General features: G+C 37.0%; 24 protein-coding genes. 1 reads left to right on the top strand and 23 read right to left on the bottom strand.

The window, feature by feature from the left end:
- Positions 1–83: 83 nt before the first annotated feature.
- The 10 genes from OC533_RS11210 to ssuE form a co-directional block, all read right to left on the bottom strand.
- Positions 84–785 (bottom strand): pseudouridine synthase, encoded by a 702-nt coding sequence (locus tag OC533_RS11210; RefSeq protein WP_003763678.1) that lies wholly within the window; start codon positions 783–785, stop codon positions 84–86.
- Between the two features lie 71 nt (positions 786–856).
- Positions 857–2,179 carry an LLM class flavin-dependent oxidoreductase gene (locus OC533_RS11205; RefSeq protein WP_185520705.1) on the bottom strand — a complete coding sequence of 441 codons (1,323 nt, stop codon included), beginning with the start codon at positions 2,177–2,179 and terminating at the stop codon, positions 857–859.
- Positions 2,176–2,442: a glutaredoxin family protein gene (locus OC533_RS11200; protein ID WP_003763682.1), complete on the bottom strand. Its 267-nt coding sequence runs from the start codon at positions 2,440–2,442 to the stop codon at positions 2,176–2,178. Before OC533_RS11200 ends, OC533_RS11205 begins: the two co-directional genes overlap by 4 nt.
- Positions 2,435–3,430, bottom strand: coding sequence for an LLM class flavin-dependent oxidoreductase (locus OC533_RS11195; protein WP_070753855.1), 996 nt, complete (start codon positions 3,428–3,430; stop codon positions 2,435–2,437). The genes OC533_RS11200 and OC533_RS11195 overlap by 8 nt, the downstream gene beginning before the upstream one ends.
- Entirely contained in the window at positions 3,427–4,206 is a 780-nt protein-coding gene (locus OC533_RS11190; RefSeq protein ID WP_003768096.1) for an amino acid ABC transporter ATP-binding protein, read from the bottom strand. The genes OC533_RS11195 and OC533_RS11190 overlap by 4 nt, the downstream gene beginning before the upstream one ends.
- Entirely contained in the window at positions 4,203–4,910 is a 708-nt protein-coding gene (locus OC533_RS11185; protein ID WP_033837819.1) for an amino acid ABC transporter permease, read from the bottom strand. Before OC533_RS11185 ends, OC533_RS11190 begins: the two co-directional genes overlap by 4 nt.
- A gap of 13 nt (positions 4,911–4,923) precedes the next feature.
- The gene (locus OC533_RS11180) at positions 4,924–5,640 is read right to left on the bottom strand and encodes an amino acid ABC transporter permease (protein WP_003763687.1); all 717 of its coding nucleotides are present in this window, start codon (positions 5,638–5,640) and stop codon (positions 4,924–4,926) included.
- A 21-nt stretch (positions 5,641–5,661) separates the two neighbouring features.
- On the bottom strand, positions 5,662–6,471 hold the full coding sequence (locus OC533_RS11175; RefSeq protein WP_033533877.1) for an amino acid ABC transporter substrate-binding protein: 810 nt from the start codon (positions 6,469–6,471) through the stop codon (positions 5,662–5,664).
- 16 nt (positions 6,472–6,487) lie between these two features.
- Complete coding sequence (locus tag OC533_RS11170; protein WP_003763689.1) at positions 6,488–7,024, bottom strand: GNAT family N-acetyltransferase; 537 nt, start codon at positions 7,022–7,024, stop codon at positions 6,488–6,490.
- A 15-nt stretch (positions 7,025–7,039) separates the two neighbouring features.
- Complete coding sequence (gene ssuE, locus OC533_RS11165) at positions 7,040–7,585, bottom strand: NADPH-dependent FMN reductase (protein WP_045553984.1); 546 nt, start codon at positions 7,583–7,585, stop codon at positions 7,040–7,042.
- Positions 7,586–7,826: 241 nt separating this feature from the next.
- On the opposite strand from ssuE, the gene OC533_RS11160 reads away from it, so the two are divergent.
- The gene (locus OC533_RS11160) at positions 7,827–8,726 is read left to right on the top strand and encodes a LysR family transcriptional regulator (RefSeq protein ID WP_045553624.1); all 900 of its coding nucleotides are present in this window, start codon (positions 7,827–7,829) and stop codon (positions 8,724–8,726) included.
- Between the two features lie 26 nt (positions 8,727–8,752).
- Here the strand turns inward: OC533_RS11160 and OC533_RS11155 are convergent, their stop codons facing one another.
- The 13 genes from OC533_RS11155 to OC533_RS11095 form a co-directional block, all read right to left on the bottom strand.
- A complete protein-coding gene (locus OC533_RS11155) occupies positions 8,753–10,705 on the bottom strand; it encodes a Na+/H+ antiporter (protein ID WP_185590516.1) in 1,953 nt (650 codons plus the stop codon).
- A 129-nt stretch (positions 10,706–10,834) separates the two neighbouring features.
- Positions 10,835–12,433, bottom strand: a complete 1,599-nt coding sequence (locus OC533_RS11150; protein WP_194323560.1) for an amidohydrolase — start codon at positions 12,431–12,433, stop codon at positions 10,835–10,837.
- A 3-nt stretch (positions 12,434–12,436) separates the two neighbouring features.
- On the bottom strand, positions 12,437–13,678 hold the full coding sequence (locus OC533_RS11145) for an MDR family MFS transporter (protein ID WP_003763696.1): 1,242 nt from the start codon (positions 13,676–13,678) through the stop codon (positions 12,437–12,439).
- A 199-nt stretch (positions 13,679–13,877) separates the two neighbouring features.
- The gene (locus tag OC533_RS11140; RefSeq protein ID WP_003763700.1) at positions 13,878–14,489 is read right to left on the bottom strand and encodes a hypothetical protein; all 612 of its coding nucleotides are present in this window, start codon (positions 14,487–14,489) and stop codon (positions 13,878–13,880) included.
- A gap of 189 nt (positions 14,490–14,678) precedes the next feature.
- On the bottom strand, positions 14,679–15,209 hold the full coding sequence (locus tag OC533_RS11135; protein ID WP_003770059.1) for an HdeD family acid-resistance protein: 531 nt from the start codon (positions 15,207–15,209) through the stop codon (positions 14,679–14,681).
- Between the two features lie 14 nt (positions 15,210–15,223).
- Positions 15,224–15,955: a glucosamine-6-phosphate deaminase gene (locus OC533_RS11130; protein ID WP_185500932.1), complete on the bottom strand. Its 732-nt coding sequence runs from the start codon at positions 15,953–15,955 to the stop codon at positions 15,224–15,226.
- A gap of 43 nt (positions 15,956–15,998) precedes the next feature.
- On the bottom strand, positions 15,999–16,844 hold the full coding sequence (locus tag OC533_RS11125) for a Cof-type HAD-IIB family hydrolase (RefSeq protein ID WP_194323559.1): 846 nt from the start codon (positions 16,842–16,844) through the stop codon (positions 15,999–16,001).
- Between the two features lie 122 nt (positions 16,845–16,966).
- On the bottom strand, positions 16,967–18,274 hold the full coding sequence (locus OC533_RS11120; RefSeq protein WP_010991200.1) for a 6-phospho-alpha-glucosidase: 1,308 nt from the start codon (positions 18,272–18,274) through the stop codon (positions 16,967–16,969).
- Between the two features lie 21 nt (positions 18,275–18,295).
- The gene (locus tag OC533_RS11115) at positions 18,296–20,212 is read right to left on the bottom strand and encodes a BglG family transcription antiterminator (protein ID WP_194323558.1); all 1,917 of its coding nucleotides are present in this window, start codon (positions 20,210–20,212) and stop codon (positions 18,296–18,298) included.
- A gap of 15 nt (positions 20,213–20,227) precedes the next feature.
- Positions 20,228–20,974: a carbohydrate deacetylase gene (locus OC533_RS11110; RefSeq protein ID WP_003763710.1), complete on the bottom strand. Its 747-nt coding sequence runs from the start codon at positions 20,972–20,974 to the stop codon at positions 20,228–20,230.
- A 13-nt stretch (positions 20,975–20,987) separates the two neighbouring features.
- Positions 20,988–21,302, bottom strand: coding sequence for a PTS lactose/cellobiose transporter subunit IIA (locus OC533_RS11105; RefSeq protein ID WP_003763713.1), 315 nt, complete (start codon positions 21,300–21,302; stop codon positions 20,988–20,990).
- Complete coding sequence (locus OC533_RS11100) at positions 21,302–21,658, bottom strand: PTS sugar transporter subunit IIB (RefSeq protein WP_003763715.1); 357 nt, start codon at positions 21,656–21,658, stop codon at positions 21,302–21,304. Before OC533_RS11100 ends, OC533_RS11105 begins: the two co-directional genes overlap by 1 nt.
- 18 nt (positions 21,659–21,676) lie before the next feature.
- Positions 21,677–22,978: a PTS sugar transporter subunit IIC gene (locus OC533_RS11095; protein WP_070753869.1), complete on the bottom strand. Its 1,302-nt coding sequence runs from the start codon at positions 22,976–22,978 to the stop codon at positions 21,677–21,679.
- Positions 22,979–23,032: the final 54 nt, after the last annotated feature.

Raw genomic sequence — 23,032 nt, 5'->3', positions numbered from 1 at the left:
GTTTATTATATATGTAAATGCTTTCTTTTGCAATCTAAAAAACGAAAATCTACTTCTTTTAGGAAGAAAATTTTCGTTTATCGTTATTTATTTTGAAGGATAAGCAGCTCGTTTTCAGTCAGTGGGCGGTATTCACCGAGTTCAAGAGATTCATCTAGTTGTAAGTTCCCCATTGAAATTCGTTTTAAATAGCTGACTGTTTTCCCGCGAGCAGCGAACATTCTTTTTACTTGGTGGAATTTTCCTTCTTGGATAGTTACTTTTATTTCGTTCGGAGTGATAATTTCTAAATGAGCTGGTTTACAGGTGTAGCCGTCATCGAGAGTGACGCCAGCACTGAAGGCTTCTACATCCTCCGCTGTAACCTCGCCATCAATTTTAGCATAATATGTTTTATCAATATGCTTTTTAGGTGAAAGTAAATTGTGAGCGAGCGTGCCATCATTAGTTATAATAAGTAATCCTTCTGTGTCTTTGTCCAAACGACCGACCGGAAATGGATTAGTGAGCGTGTCTTCTTGCTCGAGTAAATCAATGACGGTTTCTGACAGATTATCCTCGGTTGCACTCACGACATTTTGGGGTTTATGAAGCATAAAATATACGAATTCTTGGTAAATGACAGGAGTTCCGTGAACAGTAACTTGATCTTTATCTGGATTCACTTGGGTCTTACTGTCTTTTTGAATCGTTCCATTTACGACAACTGCCCCGGATTTAAGCAGTGGTTTCACTTCTTTACGACTCCCGAAACCTGTGTGGGACAATAATTTATCTAAGCGCATGGTTTGGCTCCTTTTTTCTTTTATTGTAACAAAAAAACGAAGATCCTTAAAGGCGCTCCGTTTTCTTTCTATTATTTGATCTTGACGGCTTGTTTATTTTTTGGTATTTCAAGACCTAGGTTGCCTCTTAAGGTTGTGGCTGGATATTCGTTTCGATACAATCCTCGACTTTGTAAAAGCGGAATAACTTGCTCGACAAATGTTTCAAAAGTACCTGGGATGTCAGACGCGATGATAAATCCATCTGCCGCCTCATTTTGAAACCAAATTTCGATTAAATCAGCTACTTGTTCTTTTGTTCCTATAAAAGGTGTTTTCGGGGTGGCTGCTTCGGTCGCTACTTGGCGCAGGGTTAGATTGCGCTCTTTTGCTTCTTTTTTGATTCGATCCGTCGTACTTTGAAAAGCATTTTTACCGATGTCGCCAAGGTCGGGGAAAGGTTCATCTAGTTCAAATTGGCTTAAATCATAATCATCGAAATAACGCGCGAGATAGGTGACGGCATTTTCAATCGGAATAAGATTGGCAAATTCGGTGTATTTCTGCTCGGCTTCTTCTAGAGTATCCGCTACAATTGGGCTAATTCCTGGGAAAATCCTGATCTCTGCTGCATTTCTGCCAGCTTTTTCAGCACGAGTTTTCACATCTTGATAGAATTGAATAGCTTCTTCAAGCGAATCTGAATGCGTAAAAATAGCTTCTGCGTTTTGGGCTGCAAAATCCCGACCTGTGCTAGATGCTCCCGCTTGAAAAACGACCGGTTCTCCTTGTTTGGAGCGGCCGATATTTAACGGTCCTTCCACTTGAAAATACTCACCTTGATGATTCAAACGATGTAATTTTTCTGGATTAAAAAATTCGCCGGTTTCTTTATTATAAGTAAAAGCGTCTTCTTCCCATGAATTCCATAGTCCGCGAACTACCTTTAAATGTTCTGCCGCAATGCTATATCTGTCGCTGTGGGTCGGGAGGTTTTTCTTGCTATGATTTCGTGCTGCTCCTTCTTGCGGAGAAGTGACCAAATTCCAGCCAGCTCGACCACCACTAATATGATCTAATGAGGAAAGTTGCCTTGCGAGCGTGAATGGTTCCGTAAATGATGTCGAAAATGTTCCAACTAGACCGATATTTTCTGTAGACTCTGCTAAAGCGGATAAAATAGTAATCGGCTCAAAACGATTAAGAAAATGCGGAATAGATTTTTCAGAAATAAAAAGACCATCCGCAATAAATACAAAACTAAATAGGCCTTGTTCTGCAATTTTTGCACGAGTTTTATAAAAATCTAAATCTGTACTTGCTGCTGGGTTAATATCTGGGTGGCGCCAACCATCTGTTGTGCCGCCAACGCCGTGAATGATTGCGCCAAACTGGATTGTATCTTTTCTAGTCATTTTACTTCCTCCTTTTGTAGTAAAGCTTTTTCTAAGTATTCGATACCGATTTCGGTTACTGCTTGGTAAGTCCCTTTTTCTATGTCACCAATTTCTACTACTGGAACGTGGCGGATACCGTATTTGGCTTGCAGTACTTCTCGTAAGTAATCATGATCTGTGACGTCAATATCTTGGAAGACAATATTTTGCTCGGTTAAATAATCTTTCACATCTTTACAGTAGTGACACCCTACTTTACTCCAAACAACGACATTAGCCATGGACAACTTCCTCCTTTATCGATTCACTTAATAATTGGTACGAATAGCGTTTGATTTCCGCAGATTTGACAGGTGTTAAAACGACAAAATCTTGAATATTATATTTTTTTGAAAGTCGGGTAATTTCTTCTCCAACGTCTTGTTTCGTTCCAGTTATTGCTCCAATTTTTTGTGTAATAAATCGATATGGTTGGCTGATGTCTTTCACGTAGGCTTCTGCTTGTTCACGTGAACCGACATTTACTCTCCGCCCGTCCGAAAGCTCTACTTTAATTGATTCTCGCTCTGGAATATGACGGTCTGCAGCAGCTTTTGTTTCAGCTACAACAACAATTGGCGCTAATTGAAAACTTGCTTGTTGGTTAATTTGATACTGCTCAAATGTATCCCGTGCTTCTTTTAAAACTTCCTCTTCGCCGTTAATAAAATAAGCAAACACAAAAGAAATCCCAAGTTCTGCAGCTTGCCTTGCACTTGCTACACTTCCGCCAAGTAAAAAGATTTCCGGATTATTTTCTGGTAGTGGTTTTGCTTCGACTTTGGAATCATTTTTCCGTGTAACAAAATCGACTAATTCTATCAATTTAGCATCAAATGTTTGAATAGGCTTTGCAAAGTCTTTCTGAAGGGCATCGGTCGCTGGTTGAAATCCGCCGGGCGCTTTGCCGACACCAAGGGAAATCCGTCCTGGCGCTAAGTTTTCAAGCACGTGAAATTGTTCAGCAACTTTATATGGACTATAATGTTGCAGCATTACGCCACCGGATGCGAGCTTAATAGTAGTTGTTTTTGCCGCAATATATCCTAAAAGAACTTCCGGCGCAGCTCCGGCTATTTCGTCTGAATTATGATGTTCAGCAACCCAAAAACGATAAAAGCCAAGTTGTTCTGCAAGCTCTGCAAGTTCTACAGTGTTTTGTAAAGCCTCACTAGGACGGTCGCCGGGATTAATAATACTTTGATCCAAAATGCTAAGTCGAATAGTCATATGACACGCTCCTTTTTCACTTCTTTGATTTCATATAAGTAATCGGCCGAAACTCGGTGTAAAAAGCGTTTTGTTCGTTCTTCTTTTGTGTGATTGAATACTTCATCTGGCGTGCCTTGTTCGACAATGAGACCTCCGTCCATAAAGACGACTTGATCTGCGACGCGTTTTGCGAACTCCATTTCATGTGTGACAACAATCATTGTCGCACCGGCACGAGCGATTTCTAACATTACTTCTAAAACTTCACCGACAAGTTCCGGGTCAAGCGCTGCGGTAGGTTCATCAAATAAAATTACATCTGGATTAATCGCGAGCGCACGTGCAATGCCAACGCGCTGTTTTTGTCCGCCTGAGAGTTGGGAAGGATATGCGCTAAACTTATCGGCTAGCCCTACCTTTGTTAGCTCCCGCTCAGCAATCTCTCGCGCAATTTTTTTCGGAATTTTTCTAGCAACAGTGAGTCCTTCCATTACATTTTGAATGACAGTTTTATGGGAAAATAGATTGTATTGTTGAAAGACCATTGCGGTATTTTTTCGTAATTGTAATACTTCTTTTTTGGAAGGTTTCTTGCAGTTAATTATTTGGTCATGCATTGAAATTTCACCGTTTTCAGGACGTTCCAGTAAGTTTAAGCAACGTAAAAAAGTGGTTTTCCCTGAGCCACTTGGACCAAGAATCGTCACTACTTCTCCTTTTTTTACGGTTAAATCTATTCCTTTTAAAACTTGATTTTGTCCAAAGCTTTTTTGAATATTTTTAATGGTAATCATACTGTCCCTCCTTGATATTTAGCGATATTCTTTTCCAAAATATAATTAATTGCTTCTATTAGAATAGTTAAGAACCAATAAATCAGTGCTGCACCAATGAATGCTTCGAGAAAAGCGTAATTATCAGAAGCTACAATCGTGGCCATTCCAGTGATTTCTGGGACCGCGACGATAGCTGCAATCGAAGTTGTATGCAAAAATCCGATGCATAAATTAGTAAAATTCGGTAGCGAAGTCATAAACGCTTGAGGTAACAGCACTTTACGAATCGCTTGACCATGCGTATATCCCATAGAATAAGCGGCTTCCATTTGGCCAATATCAACAGCAATAATACCAGACCGTAAAATCTCCGTTAGGTAAGCTCCCGCCGTGAAGGATAACGCGATTATCACAAACACCACAACCGGGATTTTATTTGCTGATATGCTTAAATCAAGCGACTTACTTAAAAAATCGACAATGAGCGGAATTCCTAAATAAATCAGCATTATATGTAAAATCGCTGGTGTGCTTCGAAAAAAAGACACATAAAACTTGGCAATTGGTTCCAAAAAACGGACATGGTACATCCGGATGAGCGTTAGTAAAATAGCGATTATAAAACCGAACAATATCGGAAAGAATGTCATCGCAAGTGTTAATGGTATCGTTTTTAGCATCGCCATTACGGCTGTTCCAATAAAAGGCACATCAAGCGGCATCATCATCTCTCCTTTAAAGTTCTATATCAAAAATACTGGTAAATCTGGTATTCTCTTTTTTAACTCGTTTTTCAATCCATTTGAAAGAATATTCAAGTAGCACTGCGGTAATATAGTAAATAATAGATAACGAAATATAAACTTCAAGGGCGTGATTGCTCAGCGTAATTAAGGTTTGGCCTCTACCTGACATATCCATCACACCTATCGAAAAAGCTAGCGAAGTATCTTTCAAATACCCAATTACTAAATTCCCAAAATTCGGCAATGCTTGATAAAGTGCTTGAGGCAAAATGATACGTAAAAATGTTTGGCGTCCGTTCAGCCCGACACTATAAGCTGCCTCCGCTTGGCCAGCATCTACACTATTTACACCAGCCCGAATCACCTCTGCAATGGTCGCCGCACTACTTAATGCATACGTTGCAATGGCGGCATAAAGTGGATCCATTTGCGATAAATCAATCCCAAATACGCTAGAAAGTGCTGGAATTCCGTAAAAAACAATAAATAATTGCACCATAATCGGTGTTCCGCGAAAAAATGAAATATATACGCGAGCAAATTGATTTAAAACAGGGATCTGATAAATTCTTGGTAATGATAAAATAACCCCTAATATAAAACCGAAAATAAGCGAGAGTGCCAAGATATATAACGTAATTGGTAAATAACCCGCTAACGTCGGAATAAAATCAGCAATCATTTTCACATCAAACGCTTTATCCATTTAAATGGCACCCCCTATTTTTTAATATTGTTCTTTTGAATAATCTGCACCAAGCCATTTTTCACTCAATTTTTTTAATGTCCCGTCATCAATGATGGATTGAAGTGCTTTATCTACGTCTTTGCTCAATTCAGTTTCATTTTTACCAAGCATGAAATATACCTTTGCATTCGATAAAACATCGCCTACTACTTTTTCTTTGATGGGGCTTGTTTTATTTTGGAAATCTACTGCAAAAGGTGTGGAAATCGTTGCATCAGCGCGACCTGTTTTTAGTTGGTTGGCTGCATCATTAGAACCTTGTCCTTCATAAGCGATTTCAAAATTATTGCCTTGTTCTTCATTGATTTTCTTTAAAACGAGTGCGCCATTTGACGTCGCACTTGTGATAACACGTTTTCCAGCTAAATCTTTTGTGCCATTTATGCTGTTATTACTATCTAATACGGTTAACTGTAATGGGAAATTATTATAGGCTACATCGTTAAATAAAAATTTCTTCTCGCGTTCTTTGCTTTTTTCCATTTGATGCGCTACAATATCTACTTTTCCGGCACCAAGACTAACGAGTAAATTAGAAAAATCCATCGTTTTAAACTTGAATTTATAGCCTGGTAAACGTTTATCAATTTCTTTCACTAGTTCAACGTCATAACCTGTTAATTTGCCATTTTCATCTAAAAAGCAAACATTAGGAAACTGCGTGCCTGTCCCGACCGTAATCGTTTGAACTTTTTTATTAGCTGCTTCTGGTTCATCTTTCGCTCCGCATGCGCTTAATGTTAACGCGGCTACAAGAGCCAGTGCCAAAACTCCATATTTCTTTTTCATTCTTTCTCCCCCTTTTTTATGTCCAGCTAGGTATTCCGAGTAATGTGGCATCGAATTTTTCCGGAATTAAAATTTTCCGCATCATCACGCCGACATCGCCGTCCTCTTCATGTTCAAAATAAACTTCATAGCCGCGGCGCAAGTACATATCAAGTAGCCACGGATGTTTTCTTGCAGAAGTACCAAGCGTAAGTGCCGGAGCTTTAAGTGTATCGCGAAGTACCCGTTCTTCTACATACGTTAATAATTTATCACCAATCCCTTGTCCCGCTAATTCTGGTGCTGTTGCAAACCACCAAACAAATGGATATTTAGAGGGAGGCGAACTACTCTCCCATGGAAAACGAACAGTAATTGTAGAAATTAATTTACCATTCCGCTCTAAAACAAAAGCCGAAGAATTAACGATATTTTCGGTAACCATCGCTAAATCTGCATTAGTAGAAGGCCAATCGATTCCCAGTTCTTTCACGGACTTAAAAGCACTCGATAACAATTCCAAAAACTCCGGCGCATCTTCCACAGTCGCCACTCTAAAAATATCTTCTGCCATTTTCTACTCGCCTCCTTAAACTTCCACTGAATTTTGATTTAATAACGAAATGAACTGATTTAATGCACTATCTAGTCGTTCTTTCGCCGTAATTTCAATTTCATAAAGCCCGTCACCAAGCCGTTCAATTTGCTTATCGACCGTAAATTGACCTTTTAAAATTATTTCAGCCCCCAGCTCTTTTAAAACTGGATCTAGCGCGTATTGTAATGCAAGTAAATGTCCATTTGATCCGCCAAGCCCGAGCGGTAAAACTACTTTCCCTTTTAAAGCCTTAAGCGGCAAAAGATCTAAATAAGCTTTTAACACGCCTGAATATGCGGCTTTAAAAATGGGTGTTGCGATAATAACGCCAGAGCTGGACTCAATTTCACTATTTGCTAAATGAATATCAGGATGCGTGAAATCGGCAGTTACTAACGCTTCTGCTTGAATTTTGTGCACTTCGATGATTTTAACTTCCGTACCATTATTCGCTAATTGATTTGCTGCTAGTTGAATTAAACCGTTCAGCCGAGATTCCGTTTTGATTCCTCCAGCAATAATTGTCACTTTTCCCATCAAATCGCCCCTTTTAATTCCCATCAACTTACTTGGTTTTTAGATATTAGCTATACTATAAAGTAAAAGATTCTGTTTGGCTAATCAAAAAAACTAATAGCTAACCACAGTAATACTAATACTTCTGCTCTAATCCGCATTATTCCTATGAATTTTATCAGATTAATAAATTGCTTCTGGCTATTTTACGGTGTATACTGTTAGAAATATCAAAAAACTCCAATATGAAGGGGGAATTATATTGGAATTTAGAACCATCAAAACTTTTTATACGGTAGTAAATACGGGAAGTTTTCAGCGGGCCGCAGAAGTATTAAATTATTCGCAGCCGACTATTTCAATGCGAATTAAACAGCTGGAACAAGATTTGGACGTGCAGTTATTTGAACGGGGAAAAACCTTAAAACTAACCCACGCTGGTAGATTGTTTTATGAAAGAGCGGGTCAGCTAATTGCTCAATATGAAGTGCTGGATCACACAATATTTGATTTAAAAAATGGCAATGCCGGCCTTATTAAAATAGGAATCTCAGAACCTAGCGCGAGCCTCGTCTTACCACAAATTTTAAAACAATTTTTAACCGATTTTCCAAAGCTAATGGTGAATGTTTCTGTAGATGATGCCAATACATGTAGCCAAAAACTGATTGATGGGGAAATTGATTTTGCCATTTGCGGGGAACCTGAGCTAATTTTGGAGAATTTTTATTTTCCATTTTTCCATGATACGCTTGATTTGATTGTGTCAGAAAACCATCCTTTAGCTTCTCGGGAATCTGTAGAATTGCTTGATTTACGCGATGAATGCTTTATTTTCACGCCAGCAAATTGCCCGATTCGCATCCAAATTGAGCAACATTTAAAACGTGCCATTGGTAGTGATTATAAAAAAATGGAACTCACTAGTAGCATGTCTCATAAGTATTTTGTCCGCGAAAACGTTGGTGTTTCTATCTTTACGAGCACAGCACATTCCGAGCTCCTAGAAGGAACCGTTCGTATTCCAATTAAAAACTTACCTATTTCACCTCCAATTGGTCTTTTAACTAATCAAAAAGAAAAAGACTTTGATAGTACAACAAAAGAATTTATTGATCGAATTATTTATTATTTTGATGATAAAAAAAGACAGTTAGACTAAATAAATAGTCTAACTGTCTTTTTTCGTTAAAATTCTAGTTGGAAACTTGCTTCGATTGCAAGGAGATTATCTCGGTAAACTTTCATTTCCTTCCTCGTAATCGTCCCTTTTTCAAAATAATGTTGAATTGTTTCCCGTTCAATTTGAGAAGCTAAATCGATTGTTGTTTGTAGTTCTTCATTATCTGTTTCTTTTTTATGTTTGCCGCTACCTAATGCTCGTTCAAAATTCATTAAATAGATGGAAATAACTTCAGGGTTAAATTCGTTTTTATCGAGCTCATTTAGCTTTTGAACGACGAATTGATTATTTTCAGTTTGAAGTTTAGCTCGCTCCTTCCTACGTTCTTCAAAAGAAAGAGGTACTATGCGAAAATCACGAATACTATGACTTAAAAGCTGACGATATCTCATTCTCGCCCGATATTTTTGAGCTCTTGTTTGGACATAAAGTCGTTTCCCGAGCCGCATCATAAGCGACAACCCAACCCCAGTGTCAATTTTCCGCTCAAATACGAGTCTTCTTGTATTTTCAAGTTGCCATTCTTGCGTTAAACGTCGAAGTTCTTTCTCAGTAGCACTCACTTCTTTATGTTCCATTAACGAAAAAATTCGGCCGTTATACATTTTTAATACATTATTCATTTCTACTTCATTCTCGTCTGTTTTATAACGTTGTAATTGGCCGACAACATCTCGTAATAGCGCAATTGCAGTAGTATGATCGGCTACTACAACATCTTTTTTAGCTGCAAAAAGAGGCAGTGTGAAGTTAGCTAAAAGTAGTGTCGTAATAATTACTCCAGCAGCAATAAAAATCAATAAATCACGTTCAGGAAAAGCATTGCCCTGACCTAAGACAAATGGTAAGGATAGCGCACTGACTAACGTAATCGTTCCTCGTACACCTGCTACAGTATACAAAAACGTATTTTTTAGCCTGCTCACTAAATCTGCATGGGGATTTTCCTCGTAATTGCGGAAAAACAAAATCCATAAGAACCGAAGCGCAAGTAGTAAAAACGTTATTCCGAAAATATATAGGAACAACATGCTTTTATGTATCCCTGTATCTTCCCAAATAGCTGTCATAATTTGCGGCAGCTGAGTCCCAAGTAAAACAAACACAAGGCCATTAAGACTAAAAATAATTACTGACCAAGTATTTTTAGAAAGCAAATTGAGTTGCGCCATTTCAGGATTGATCCTTTTATAACTAAACGAATGCACCATTCCCCCACTGACCACAGCCAAAATACCATTGACGCCAATATTTTCTGCCACCATAAAAATTAAAAAAGGCAGCAAAATTTCCATTAACATAAAAGAAGTCATGTTTTCAATACCGAGTTGGCGCAGACCACGCATTAGCATGATTTTCAGTAAACTAAGCACCACTCCAAGCGCAATCCCGCCTAGCGAAAGCAGCAAAAAACTAGTTCCAGCAGACATAAAGGAGAATGTTCCCGTCACAAGCGCTAAGACTGCGAATTGAAAGGAAACAAGTCCAGAAGCATCATTGATAAGCGATTCTCCTTCTAAAATATGCATAATTTTATGTGGAACCCTTACTTTTTCCGCTAGTGCACCAACCGCGACCGCATCAGTTGGCGCTAGTGCTGCAGCAAGTGCAAATGCAGCCGCAAAAGGTATCGCTGGAATTAAGTAATGAATAAAAGCTCCTAAAACCCCAACCGTTACAAACACTAGGCCAATTGATAATGATAAAATTGCTTTCCGATTTTTCCATAACGATTTTTTATCCGTCCTAGCCCCGTCATTAAAAAGTATCGGAGCCATAAATAGTAATAAAAACAACTCAGGATTTATATCCATCGTATGATCCCCGAGCGGAATCGCCAAAATAATCCCTAGTAGTACTTGAATTAAAGGTACCGCAATACTTGGCAAAAATCGACTTAACACATTTGATAAAAAAACTGCACTTAACATTAATAAAATCAGTTCAAAAATCTCCATTAATACATCCCTCGTTCCCGGTTCCACGCCATGCTAATTCGTCCTTTAGCAAGGCATTTGATCCGTTCTCATACTAACAAAAATATTTTCCGAGAACATCCGTCTCTGTATGGAGTTTTTCGCGTTTACTTACTTTTTTTTATAAACTACTTGTTCATTTACAACTGTCATCATAACTTCTAGATGACGAAGATTCGCAGGTTTTATTTGGAAAGGATCTTCTGCTAAAATCGTAAAATCCGCTACAAATCCAGGGGCAATTTGACCACGGGTAGTCGTTTTATAACTTGCAAACGCAGCCCCTTTTGTATAAAGTTCGATTGCTTCATATACGGTAAGTGACTCTTCCGGCCAATATTTCACACCATTCAAATCCGCATTAGCCGTTCTTGTAACAGCTGCATGGATCCCCCAAAACGGATTAGGCACTTCAATCGGAGCATCACTACCTCCAGCTAATGGAAAGCCTGCTCGTAAAAGCGAATTCCAAGCAAAAGCAAGTGGCGGATGATTTTCACCAAGCACATCGATAGCCCACGGGAGATCACTAGCCATAAACTGTGGCTGTACATCAAATAATATCGATAAGCCCTCCGCTTCTGCTATTAACTCTTTTGTAAGCCAAGGTGTGTGAATTAATCTATCGTATTGTCCTTCTTTGGGTGGGTTTGCTCGTAAAGTTCGAATAACATTAGCAAAAGCTTGGTCGCCTAAAATATGAATTGCTACAGGTAAACCCGCTTTTCTTGCTGACTGAACTAAATCCTCAAAAGCCTCATCGGAATGAATTTGTAGTCCTTTTTCATTCGGGTTATCAGCGTATCCCGCACTCATTAGCGCCGTACGCGAACCAACTGTGCCGTCATAGAAAATTTTCATTGCCCCTAATTCTAAAAAGTCGTCGCCACTCATAAAACTTTCTTTAGATGCTGAAAAATTAGCTAGTTCGGCATGGTGAATTAACAAATGTGCGCGAAATGGCAATCGATTTGCTCCCACCGTATTCCGAAAAGCAGCAAAAGTAGATTCAAATCCCGTAAAATAATGTAAGTCTTCCGAATGCGCACCGGTTATACCTTTAGACCATAAATCGGTTATCGCAATTTTTAACCACGCGTTTAATTCAGCAGGTGTCGCCGCCGGAAACGCATCTATAGCAAGCGTTGTCGCATTATCTCTTAAAATACCAGTAAAATTCCCAGCTTTATCACGAACAATTTCACCACCGCCATCAAAACCGTTTTCCGAAAAGTTTTCGATATGCGCTTTTAAAGCCGAATTAATCGACACACTATGGTAATCAATCCGTCTAACTAAAATTGGATTGGTTGTACTTACCCCATCCAAATCAGCTAAAGAAATCAATGTTTGTTCATCTGACCATTTATTTTCATCATAACCTTCTACAAACAACCATTCTTCACTTGCAAGCTGCTTTGTTCGTTCAAGAATAAGCGCTAATGCCTCTTTTTTAGTGGTTGTCTGGTTTAAGTTCAGCCGTTCTAAAGCTTGTCCGTACCATAACAAATGGATATGCGCATCAACAAATCCCGGAAAAACTACTTTACCTTCCAAATCGATTGTTTCATCAATTTCAGTAGCATATTGTTTTTTGAGGTCCGCTACTTCACCGACCGCATGAATTTGACCATTTTGTGTTAACACAGCAGAAACTTGCTCCCCTTCTGCTGTCATTTGATAAAATGTGCCGTTTTCCCATAATTTCATTTTCTATTCCCCCTGATTGATGGAAATTTTCAAGGCAGCTTTTTCTTGTTGATCCTTTTTCTGTAAAATTTGTTGTAAGGTAATGCTAACAAGCGCACATCCGAGTAAAATAAATGCGCCAATGAATAAAGCTTTGATGCCGCCTAAATGTTGAACTACAATCGCTCCTAAAAATGGCGCGAGCATGCGAGCGGCTGTAGCCATTCCGTTCACTAAGCCTTGATATAAACCGGCCGCTCCTTTTGGTGCAAGTTGATAAGCAATGGTTGGAATCGCTGGCCAAGCAAACATTTCGCCGAGTGTTAAGAAAATCATCCCTAACACAAAACCACTATATACGCTTGCATTCATTGCGACAACAAAAGATAAAATAAATAAGACAATACCGATATAAATTTGTGCCAGTAAGTATTTTTTAAATCTATTAACAACTGGAATTAAAACTAATTGCCCCAGTACAATAAGAGCGCCGTTTAAACTCCATAAATTACCGTATTCGCTAGATGTCACACCTTTTATTTCCGTCATATAAGTAGAAAGATTGGACTGCCACTGTACGTGTGGTAATTGGCAGAGTAAGTATGTCAGTAATAGTAGCACAAAAGAACATAATGCGAGCTTCGTTGGAAATTCTCGTTTAGCTCCTTTTTTACGATGTTTTGTCTCTACATTAACTTTTTCTGATTTCCAGTCAATTTTGTGGAAGAAAAAGAAAAAATAGCCAGCAAATATAATTGCAAATACAAAAGAACCAATATATACGTGGCTCATTCCTTGTTTTGCTAATAGTCCTGCAAGAAGCGGTCCTACTGCAACCCCGATATTTTGAGCAACATAAATCGCATTAAATCCTGTTCTCCCACCAGTTGGATGCGTTAATCCTGCCGCTGCGTAAAGCCCTGAGAATACCATTCCCATCGCAATACCAACCGCCCATAAATTCCAAATAAAGAACGGAAATCCGTGGAAGAAACATAATGAAGCTGTTGAGAGTACTAATATTATCGTACCAATTGTAAGTGAAATAAAGCCTGAAAAACGGTCAAAAATAAGTCCGCCGATAATACTTGAAATAATTCCTACACCTGAGTTAATCAACAATACCAGTGAAGCATCCGTGGTTGACATACCCAACTCTTGCGTCATATAAATCATATTAAAAGGCCAAATAAATGATAGCCCTGTATATAGTAACACCATTCCAATAATAACAATCCATAAATCCTTTGGTAACCATTTCGTCATTTCCTACACTTTCCCTTCTTAAAAACTAACCTTTTTTAGGTTATCACAACCACGCTCTTTCGAAAAGAAAAAGTTCATCAAAAAACCACCTAGCAAATTTTGCTGGTGGCTAATAAGGGACTGGCAATAATTCCCTATCATGGTTATTCTAAGTGTACTATGAATTGCGTCATTTGTCTGTGAAAATGTTAGAAATATTTTAATTATTTTTTTCTAGTATTAAATCATATTCTAAGTTTCTTAAATAAGAGTGAAATTGAGATACATTTATTTCAAAATAATAGCCTAATTCAAAAAGAATATGTCGCTCTTTCAATTCATTTAATTGGGCAATATAGGACTCTTTGGGAAGTATTTGCATAATCTCTTGACGAAAATACCCTTGTGCGATTTTCCAAGAAGTAGTATGAAGTCTATCCGGCATTTTTTTAATGAACCATTGGATACAATCCTTTGTTTCCCGTTTCAAAAAGTTCATTTCTATTGCTGTTAGATCTTCCAGCTTCACTTTATCCATGTTTTTCACTATATCAGCAACATATGTTAAAGGAATTTTCCAAGCAACGGTCTTACATAAGGGGTGGATTTTTGTCTTTTCTCGAATAAAACCAAGAACGCTTCCTTTCCCCCAAGAACTATTTTTTTCTGCGTATTGCGTTACGCTACCTTCATCAATCGCGTAAACAAATTCATTATTTTCAGGACAATCAATAATATCATCCTTGTTCCAATACACCAATTCAGCTACTTCTTGAAACTTCGGATTACTAGTCAAAGTAAAAATCAACTCCGTAGTAAACATTCCCATCATTTATCCCGCCTCCTCAAAATCATTGCGAAATTGCAACTTCTTTAATCATAATAAAAAAAGAGCGAGAGATAAGTTCTTAAAGAACCATCTTCTCGCTTCTTATGTCTATTTTGTGACAGAATTACCACTCCACTTTTAAAAATGTTATATTTTTAACATTTTTAGATAAAACAGGATAAAAAATTAGCATTATTTCCGATGTTCTCCTTTTCTAATAACCCACCAAAGGGATAGACAAGTGATTCCTTGGAAGACAAAAAACAGTCCTAAAATAATTCCGATTGCAATCGCTACTAATGTATTCGTGAACAACGAAATAACAGCAATAACAATTCCTAAAATCCCCATTATGAGCAGTAAAGTCCAGCCCGGGAAACCTTTTACAGCAAAAGCAGTTAAAATTCGTAAAATCGCTGAGGCTAATATCCAAATGGCAAAGATGATAATAAAAATACGTTCGGCCATATTCGATTCAAAAATAGCAAAACCACCTACCAAGATCGATAATATCCCATCTAGCATAATCCATTTAGAAATGCTCCAATATTTACGTTCGCCAAAGTAAGAAATTACTTCATTAATTCCATTTAGCACTAAAATAATTCCGATAAAAATAGTTAGCGCTTGAAGAGAAGTACTCGGGTTAAACATTAAATAAATGCCAAGCCCAATCATTGCTATGCCGAGAATTAATACAAAATAAGTATATAATTTCCTCATATTTCCACTCCCTTTTAATGGTTAGTAAGTAAAGATCCAGCCGCCTCATCAATAATGAAGACAACGTTTGGATGGTTTCGTAATATAGAAGCCGGACAATCTACGCTAATAGGACCTTCTAACAACCCTTTAACCGCCTCTGCTTTACGTTCACCAGAAGCTGTTACTAAGATTTGTTTTGCATCCATCATATCCGCAAGTCCCAGTGTAAGCATTTGCGATGGTGCTTCATCTTCTGTTAGATTGTTATACATGATAGTACTTTTAATAGTAGATTCATCGCTATCTGCTAAAAATAAGCGGGCATCAAATGGTGTACCAGGCTCGTTTGCACCAAGATGGCCATTTACTCCTAGTCCTAAAATTTGTAAATCCCGCTCGTTTTCTTCTAAAATTTTCTTGTAACGAGCAATCTCATCCGTAAAATCATCTAAGCTTCCATCTAATAATTCTACTCTTTTTGGCATTTTGGTTATTAAATCATAAAATTTTTGATGCATATATGTATAGACGGTAAAAGATGCATCTCTTTTAGCCACATATTCATCAAGATTCATTAAAAATACTTTTTCAATCGGGATTTCACCAGCGTTAATTTCTTTTACAAGCCCTGCAAACATTCCATCGAAACTCGCTCCTGTAGTTGTGTTAATGACTGGGTTGTCATTTTCAGTAATTACTTGTTTTACCACTTTGAGAGCTTCTCGTGACATTTCTTCATATGTTTTTGTTTTAATTAATTTCATCAAAAATCCTCCTCCATACTACTCATTACCCATACAATATATTCTAAATCAAACCATGTTTTTCGAAACTTAAATATAATCCATCTTCATCAACCGATTTAGTAACTTCATCAGCAAGGATTTTCAACTCTTCTTTAGCATTTCCCATCGCAATACCAGTTTCACAATACGTAAGCATTTCTGCATCATTCATACCATCGCCAATAGCCATGGTATCTTTTTTATTCGCACCAATATGTTCTAACAGAAACTCAATCGCTGTTGCTTTATGAATATCCGGAACCATCAATTCGCCACTGTCATCTCCAAAAATTGGAACCGTACAATGTAAGACTTCAAATTTACCACTAAATTCTTTTTTAATTTCTTCAAATGGCACATCTTTATTTTCTAAAAAACATGCTTTATTAACATCTGAGCGGTAAAGGTTCGTTTCACCGTAAGTTAAACTTTCCATAAACGGATGTGGGTTATTAATTTTTTTCTCACGTGCTATTGGATCATTTTCCACATCGCCGTAAACTAAATTATCTAAGTGGGCTTCTAAGTTTTCACTAGCAAACAATCCACCATTTGATTCCAAATAAAAATCTAAATTCTTTTCGTGGAAAAAATCAACCATATGAACGACATCAGCATCTGATACTTTTTTATGATAAATAGTTTCATTGTCTACTTCGATATAACCCCCACCAGCACCAATAATTCCATCAAATCCAATGGATAAAATTGATTCATAAAGCTCTGGTTTGGACCGACCAGTACATAAATAAACTTGATGCTCATTACTTCTTGCTTTTAATATTGCTTCTCTTGCCGATTCTGGTACAAGCCCATCATCACTCACTAGTGTGCCATCTACGTCTACAAATACTATTTTTTTCGTCATGTAATACCTCTTTTCGTCTGTTAATAGTTTAATTATAGCATTTCTTTCATAGGAAGGCGTTCAATTATATAACAAAAAAACATCGAATAGTAAAAACTGTTACCATTCGATGTTTTTTTATTTTATTTTAAAACTGGCCAAAATGCTTTATTTTCAATAATCATTTCATCCAACACTTTTTTAGCTACTGTTGCATTTGGAACTGATTGATTAAGTGTAAATGCTTGTAATGCTTTTTGATAAGAATTTTCAAAGTAAGCATCTACGAGTAATTTTTCTGCTGCAACTTGTGCTTCCATTAAACCCTTATGGAAATCTCCAATCGCAGGTAAGGCAATAGCTTCTACACCTGTCGCCCCAACATAAGCTGGTACTTCAACAACCGCATCACTTCGTAAGTTTGGAATAGAGCCTTTATTTTCAACAATTAGCATAAAGCGACTTTTCTCGTCATTTAATAGGGACGTAGCAATATCAACAATATATAAACCATGCACGCCAAAGTAGAAATCAAGCACATCTTCTTTTTCTTTATTACGGATTTTATCGGCCATTTCTTGAGTTTTTTGCTCGCGACCGTCCATTACTGTGTTAGCACGCGTATAGTTTGGATCTGCATAATCTACGTACATATCCGGATACAAATAATATTCTAAATAATTATTTGGTAAGTTATCTGGGAAGTTTTGCACCATGAAGCGAATCATATTAAATGCGCGGTTCCAACTTGGATCTTCTTCTTTAATTTCTTGCACTTTTAATTTCTCTAAAAGCTCTGGCATAATATCACGTTTCAATGATTTATCATAAATTTTTGTATACCAACCAAAGTGATTCAAACCGTAGTAAGTTGCAACCCAATTATCGCGGTCATATCCGTAATTTTTCGCTAGCGTGTCTTCAATACCAATTGTCATATCACAAACATTAATCATTCGAATGCCCGGGAATTGTCTACGTACCGCTTCAGAAATAATTGTTTCCGGATTCGTATAATTTAAAATCCAAGCTTCTGGAGCGTATTTTTGAATAAAGCCAACTAATTCTAAAAGTGGGCCAATGCTGCGAAGTCCATATGAAAATCCGCCAAGTCCACATGTTTCTTGGCCGACTAAGCCATGTTTAAGTGGGATTTTCTCATCTTTTTCACGCATTTTAAGTCCACCAACACGAATTTGTGAGAAGATAAAATTAGCGCCAGTAAAGGCTTCTTCTGGGTTTGTTGTCTGAACTAGCTTAATACTTGAAAAGCCTTGTTGTTCTAGCATATATTGCAGAATTAGAAACATGTTTTCATTTCTAGATGCTTCAATATCGTATAAACGGATTTCACTTACTGGAAGTCTTTCTTGTCCATTAAGCACTGCTTGAATAATTCCTGGCGTATAAGTACTTCCACCACCGGCGATAGTAATAATTTGTTTTTGCATGCCTTTCACTCCTTAAAAAACTTACTCATTATTGTTATAAATAGTTTGTAATAACTCCACGCATTCACGATAAGTGCTACATTTGCTTATTTGTTCTACATACGATTTATTAGAAGCTATTAACGATAAAAAATCATTGATTAATGGCGCTTCCGTTCCATCTAATTCTTCAATCATTGGAATCATAATTAGACTAACCTTGTGATTATCCCAGGTAATTGGCTTTTTCATAATGCAAATAAAAATACCACTTTTAATCGCAACATTTTTAATTGGATGAGGTAAAGCAATCCCTGTTGGTATAGCCGTTGAAAATAACTGTTCCCGGCTAAATAATTTTTCTGTAAAACTAGTTGGTACATATCCTTTACTTATACAATATTCACTTAAAAAATCAATTGCATTATATTTCTGATCATATTCATAATTGGTCAAAAATAAATCTTCATGTAAATATTTTTCTTTAATATAAGCAAATTTTTTCATTTTATTAGCTTCTATCGTTGCCGAAAGCTGTTTTTTTATTGTTACTTCCTCAATTAAACCGATATTGTTGGATAAGACAATACACGGGACTTCCGCAGGCAAATCAATTTTTTTAGTAGAAATACACAAATCAACATCTACATTTTCTGATAGTAGTAATTGACACTGTGTATTATCGGTAATCTCTATAACTTCTACGTTTACGGGTCGTAGTACTTCTGCTAATTGCTCTCGTAAGTAATACATCGCAGCTTTACCTTCTAGAACAATGAGTGCAATCCGTACCACTTGGTTAAGTTGATGTTTAGCTTCTATTTTGCGGTAGTATTGGTATAAATACATTACGAGTAGAATAATTTCTTCTTGATTGAGAATTACTCCTAGACGCTCTAATAACTTTTCTCCGATGAAAATGGCAATATCTAGTAAGTAACTGTACTGCTGCGTGATGATATGTGTCACTTGATTTTTAATGACAATACCTCTTTTAGCCCTCTCAAGTGCGATAAAAATATGTTTTGTCATATCGCTAGTTACTTCTAAGTCTGTTGTAAAATCTATGAGATAAACGTGCTTAATTTCTTCCAGAATTAGTAAAATTTCTTGATAAAGTTCGCCTTCTAAAACCATTTTCGTAGTGACTTGATTTTCAAAATTGTTCATCGCAACAATTTTTTCATATTCAGTCAAAATAAATTGTTTCATTTCAACAGAAATCCCATAACCCGCTTCCTGCTCTATCGCATCAAAGAGCTCTCTCAAAAACGGGTTATCGATTTCTGTAACAGTTGATTGTTCTGGATGTTTTTTTAAGAAGCCACTGCTATAAATTATTTGCGTTAGTAAGATTGTTTCATCAAAATACTTTAAAACAATCTTATGTTTATTGATTATTTTTGATAATATTTGGTGGATTTTTTCATTATTAATTTCTGGAAAACAATTGGTGATTAAAATCGTTTTTAGCGACTCATCTAGCTTTGCGATACGGTTTAATAATTCCATTTTCGTAGTTGGTGTGGCACTTATAGCATAAATACCGTCACTAGAATGAATGACTACATCTAAACCTAATAATTGTTCAAAGTAGCCCCGCAACCACTGAATATCACGTTGGATGGTAGATTCTGATGTGTATGTTTCGGTTGCATATTCATATATATCTACTCCATCATCTACAAGTAATTTCTTAATTAATTGCGCCATCCGGTTTTGTTCAAATCCAGCTTCTTCCTCAACGTCAACCGGAAAAGGTTTCTCCATATTATAGGCATATCCTAACTTTTTAGAAGTAAAGATAAAGTCCTCTCCTATATTTTCTTTAATAACGCGTATATCATTTCTAATTGTCCGGTCACTTATTTGGAATAAATCCGCTAATTTTTTTCCAAGCAACCAATTATTCTCATTATATAGCGTGCTTAAAATATTTTTTTGACGTTGATTAAGCATTTTTAATCACCTATTTCATTTTTTTGGAATATCATGATAGGAAATTAATTCTACATTATTTTCGTTTAAAAACTGGCGCATTCTCGGTGAAATTAAACTTTCTAATTCATTCGCGCGTGGCGTAGAGAATGTTGAATTTTCCAGAATAAAAGTATCTAGATAACCAGGATGTGTCATGATTTCAACATAATCATAACACAAAATAGAAGCTGCATTGTCATAAATATAGTCTAAGTTATCATATGCACCGTACGGGATTTCAAGCGGTTTTTCCCACATAAATTCGACATGTTCAAAACCTTTTGTATCATGATTTCTAAGTGGTATCCCAATTTCTTCTGCTAGCCTTTTCGCGGCACTCGTAACGGCTGGATAAATATCTGTTGAAAATAAATGGCTATCCAAGTGGCTTGGCTTTTTCTTCATAAACTCCGTAAAACGATGATATTGTGCTTTAAACTCTTGGTAAACCTCTTCTTCGTTGTAAGGATATTCAGGAGTAGTAAATTTAGGCTTTATTAATTCGCCGTCTTCATTCACTAAAGTTGCTCCATTTGTTAGAGGTTTACCAAGCGTCAAATTAAGATGCAAGCCAATTCCGAGCATAGGTGTTTTTTTAGATAACTCTACCGCATGTTCAAAAGCTGGCATAGTAACCATTAACGTTGTAGAAGTTAATACACCTAAATTATGCGCATCAATAATTCCATAATTGATAGCTCTTGTGAACCCAAAGTCATCTGCGTTGATAATTAGCTTCATAGCTTTTCTCTCCTTACTTTTCATCTAAACGCTTATACAGATTAAGCACGGATTTAACTAAGTCAGAGTATACAAAAGCATTCATTAGATGATCTTGTGCGTGAATCAGCAGTAAAGAAAGTTCTTTAGAGCTACCGTTTGCTTCTTCTTGAATCAAAGACGTTTGAACATGATGTGCTTCTCTTAAAGATTGATTTGCTTGCTCGATACATGCTTCTGCTTCTGCAAATTCACTTTTTTCAGCGTGTTGAACGGCTTTTAGAAACAAGGAAGACGCATCTCCTGCACTTGATATTATTTTAAAAGATTGTAATTCAGTGCCTTCCATTAGTTTCCCTCCGTCGTAAATGTATTCGTTCCAGCTTCTTTAATTTTTTTAAATGCAGCAATAAGAATTGGTACTGCATTCATATTGCCATAATCTTCTTTATCAATTACTTCTACAGGAACTTTTAACCCGCGTTCTGTTGTAGCTTCTATTACTTGTTCATATGCCATTGATAATTGCGGTCCGAGTAAAACAATAGACACGTTATCTAGGTGGTCAGAATATTCATCTTTCCCCCAAGCTTCAATTGTAATTCCTTTATTCTTAAACTTTTCTGATGCCGCAATAGCCTCTTCCATCTTTTTCACTAAAATGGAGGTGGATAATCCGCCAAAACATACTAACATAATTTTCATGTCTATCGTCCTTTCATACTAAAAATCAAAATCATCTAGACTAGCTTCTTGGTCCCCGCTATTTTCTTGTACAAGCGCTTCTTTTTCAGCAATTTTAAAGAATGGATAGTAAATAAGCGCTGAACAAATCAAGATAAGTCCAAGTACAATAATGTATCTCCAGTCAAAAGATGCAACAATGGCACCGATTGGAACTGGTACATATGGAGAAACCATCGTAAATGGATTCATAAGACCTAGCTTGATTGAGAACCAACCAATTAATGCTGCAATTTGTGGCGCAACCATCATTGGAATAAAGAATCTCGGGTTTAAAACAATCGGAACACCAAACATTACAGGTTCATTAATACTGAAAAATGTTGGAATTAATGCCAATCTTCCAAGCGTCTTATAACGTTTAGATTTAGAGAACATCATAATAACAACGAGCGCGCCTGTTACTCCTGCTCCTGTTACCCCAACGATACTCCACATAAAGTCTGGAGTGAAAATAAGCATGGAAGAAAGTGGTTCACCTTTTGCAAGTGCTGCTGCATTCGCGTCTACGTTTTGGAAAGCTACACTTAACCAAACCGGCGCCATTACAGAATATCCGTGAATACCAAACCACCATAATAATTGTTGGATAAAGATAATCAACATAATTCCAGGTAGCGTGTTTACAAGCGAAGTCAGTGGTGAGAATAACGTTTGAATAAGCTCAACTACGCGAATACCGCTAAGTGTTTCAACCCCAAAGCTTAAAATCGCTACGATTAAAACCGAGAATAAAATCGGCCATAAATTTTCAAAAGATCGTAAAATCGGCGTTGGAACACCCTGACCTAAATTAATCGTGAATTTCAATTTATTTTTAAAAATGTGTAGAATTTCTACAGATAATAAACTAATTACTAAAGCTACAAAAATACCTTCGCCGGCAAGATAAGTTACATCACTTCCGCCAGCTTCAAGTGGTCTTACTGCTACTACAACAAAACTCATTAAGGCTGTTACAATCGCCCCAATATCCCACAAATTGCGTTCTTTTGCATAATAATATGCTACGAAAATTGCTACATAGACAGACATCAATCCAAAGGTAGCAAAATGAATCGGGGAGGTAATGTTATTAATATATTCAGCAACAGCAGCAATCCAACTAGGTAGTTTTGGGATTCCTCCTAATTGCTGGAACAATACCGGGACTGCACCAACTAAAGTTATTGGAACAAGTGCCATCATTCCTTGACGTATTGCCTTCATCTGGGTGTTACTTTCTAATACTTTTGCAAATGGTAATAGCCATTTTGACAGAAATCGTTCTAATGCTTTCATTAATTTTCATTTCCTTTCACTAAGCTGTTATACGTTCATGATAGCGCATACAAA

Origin of the sequence: Listeria sp. Marseille-Q6474 (genome assembly GCF_946902005.1) — a bacterium.
GTDB lineage: Bacteria > Bacillota > Bacilli > Lactobacillales > Listeriaceae > Listeria > Listeria innocua.
This window is presented reverse-complemented; position numbering and strand designations above follow the sequence as displayed.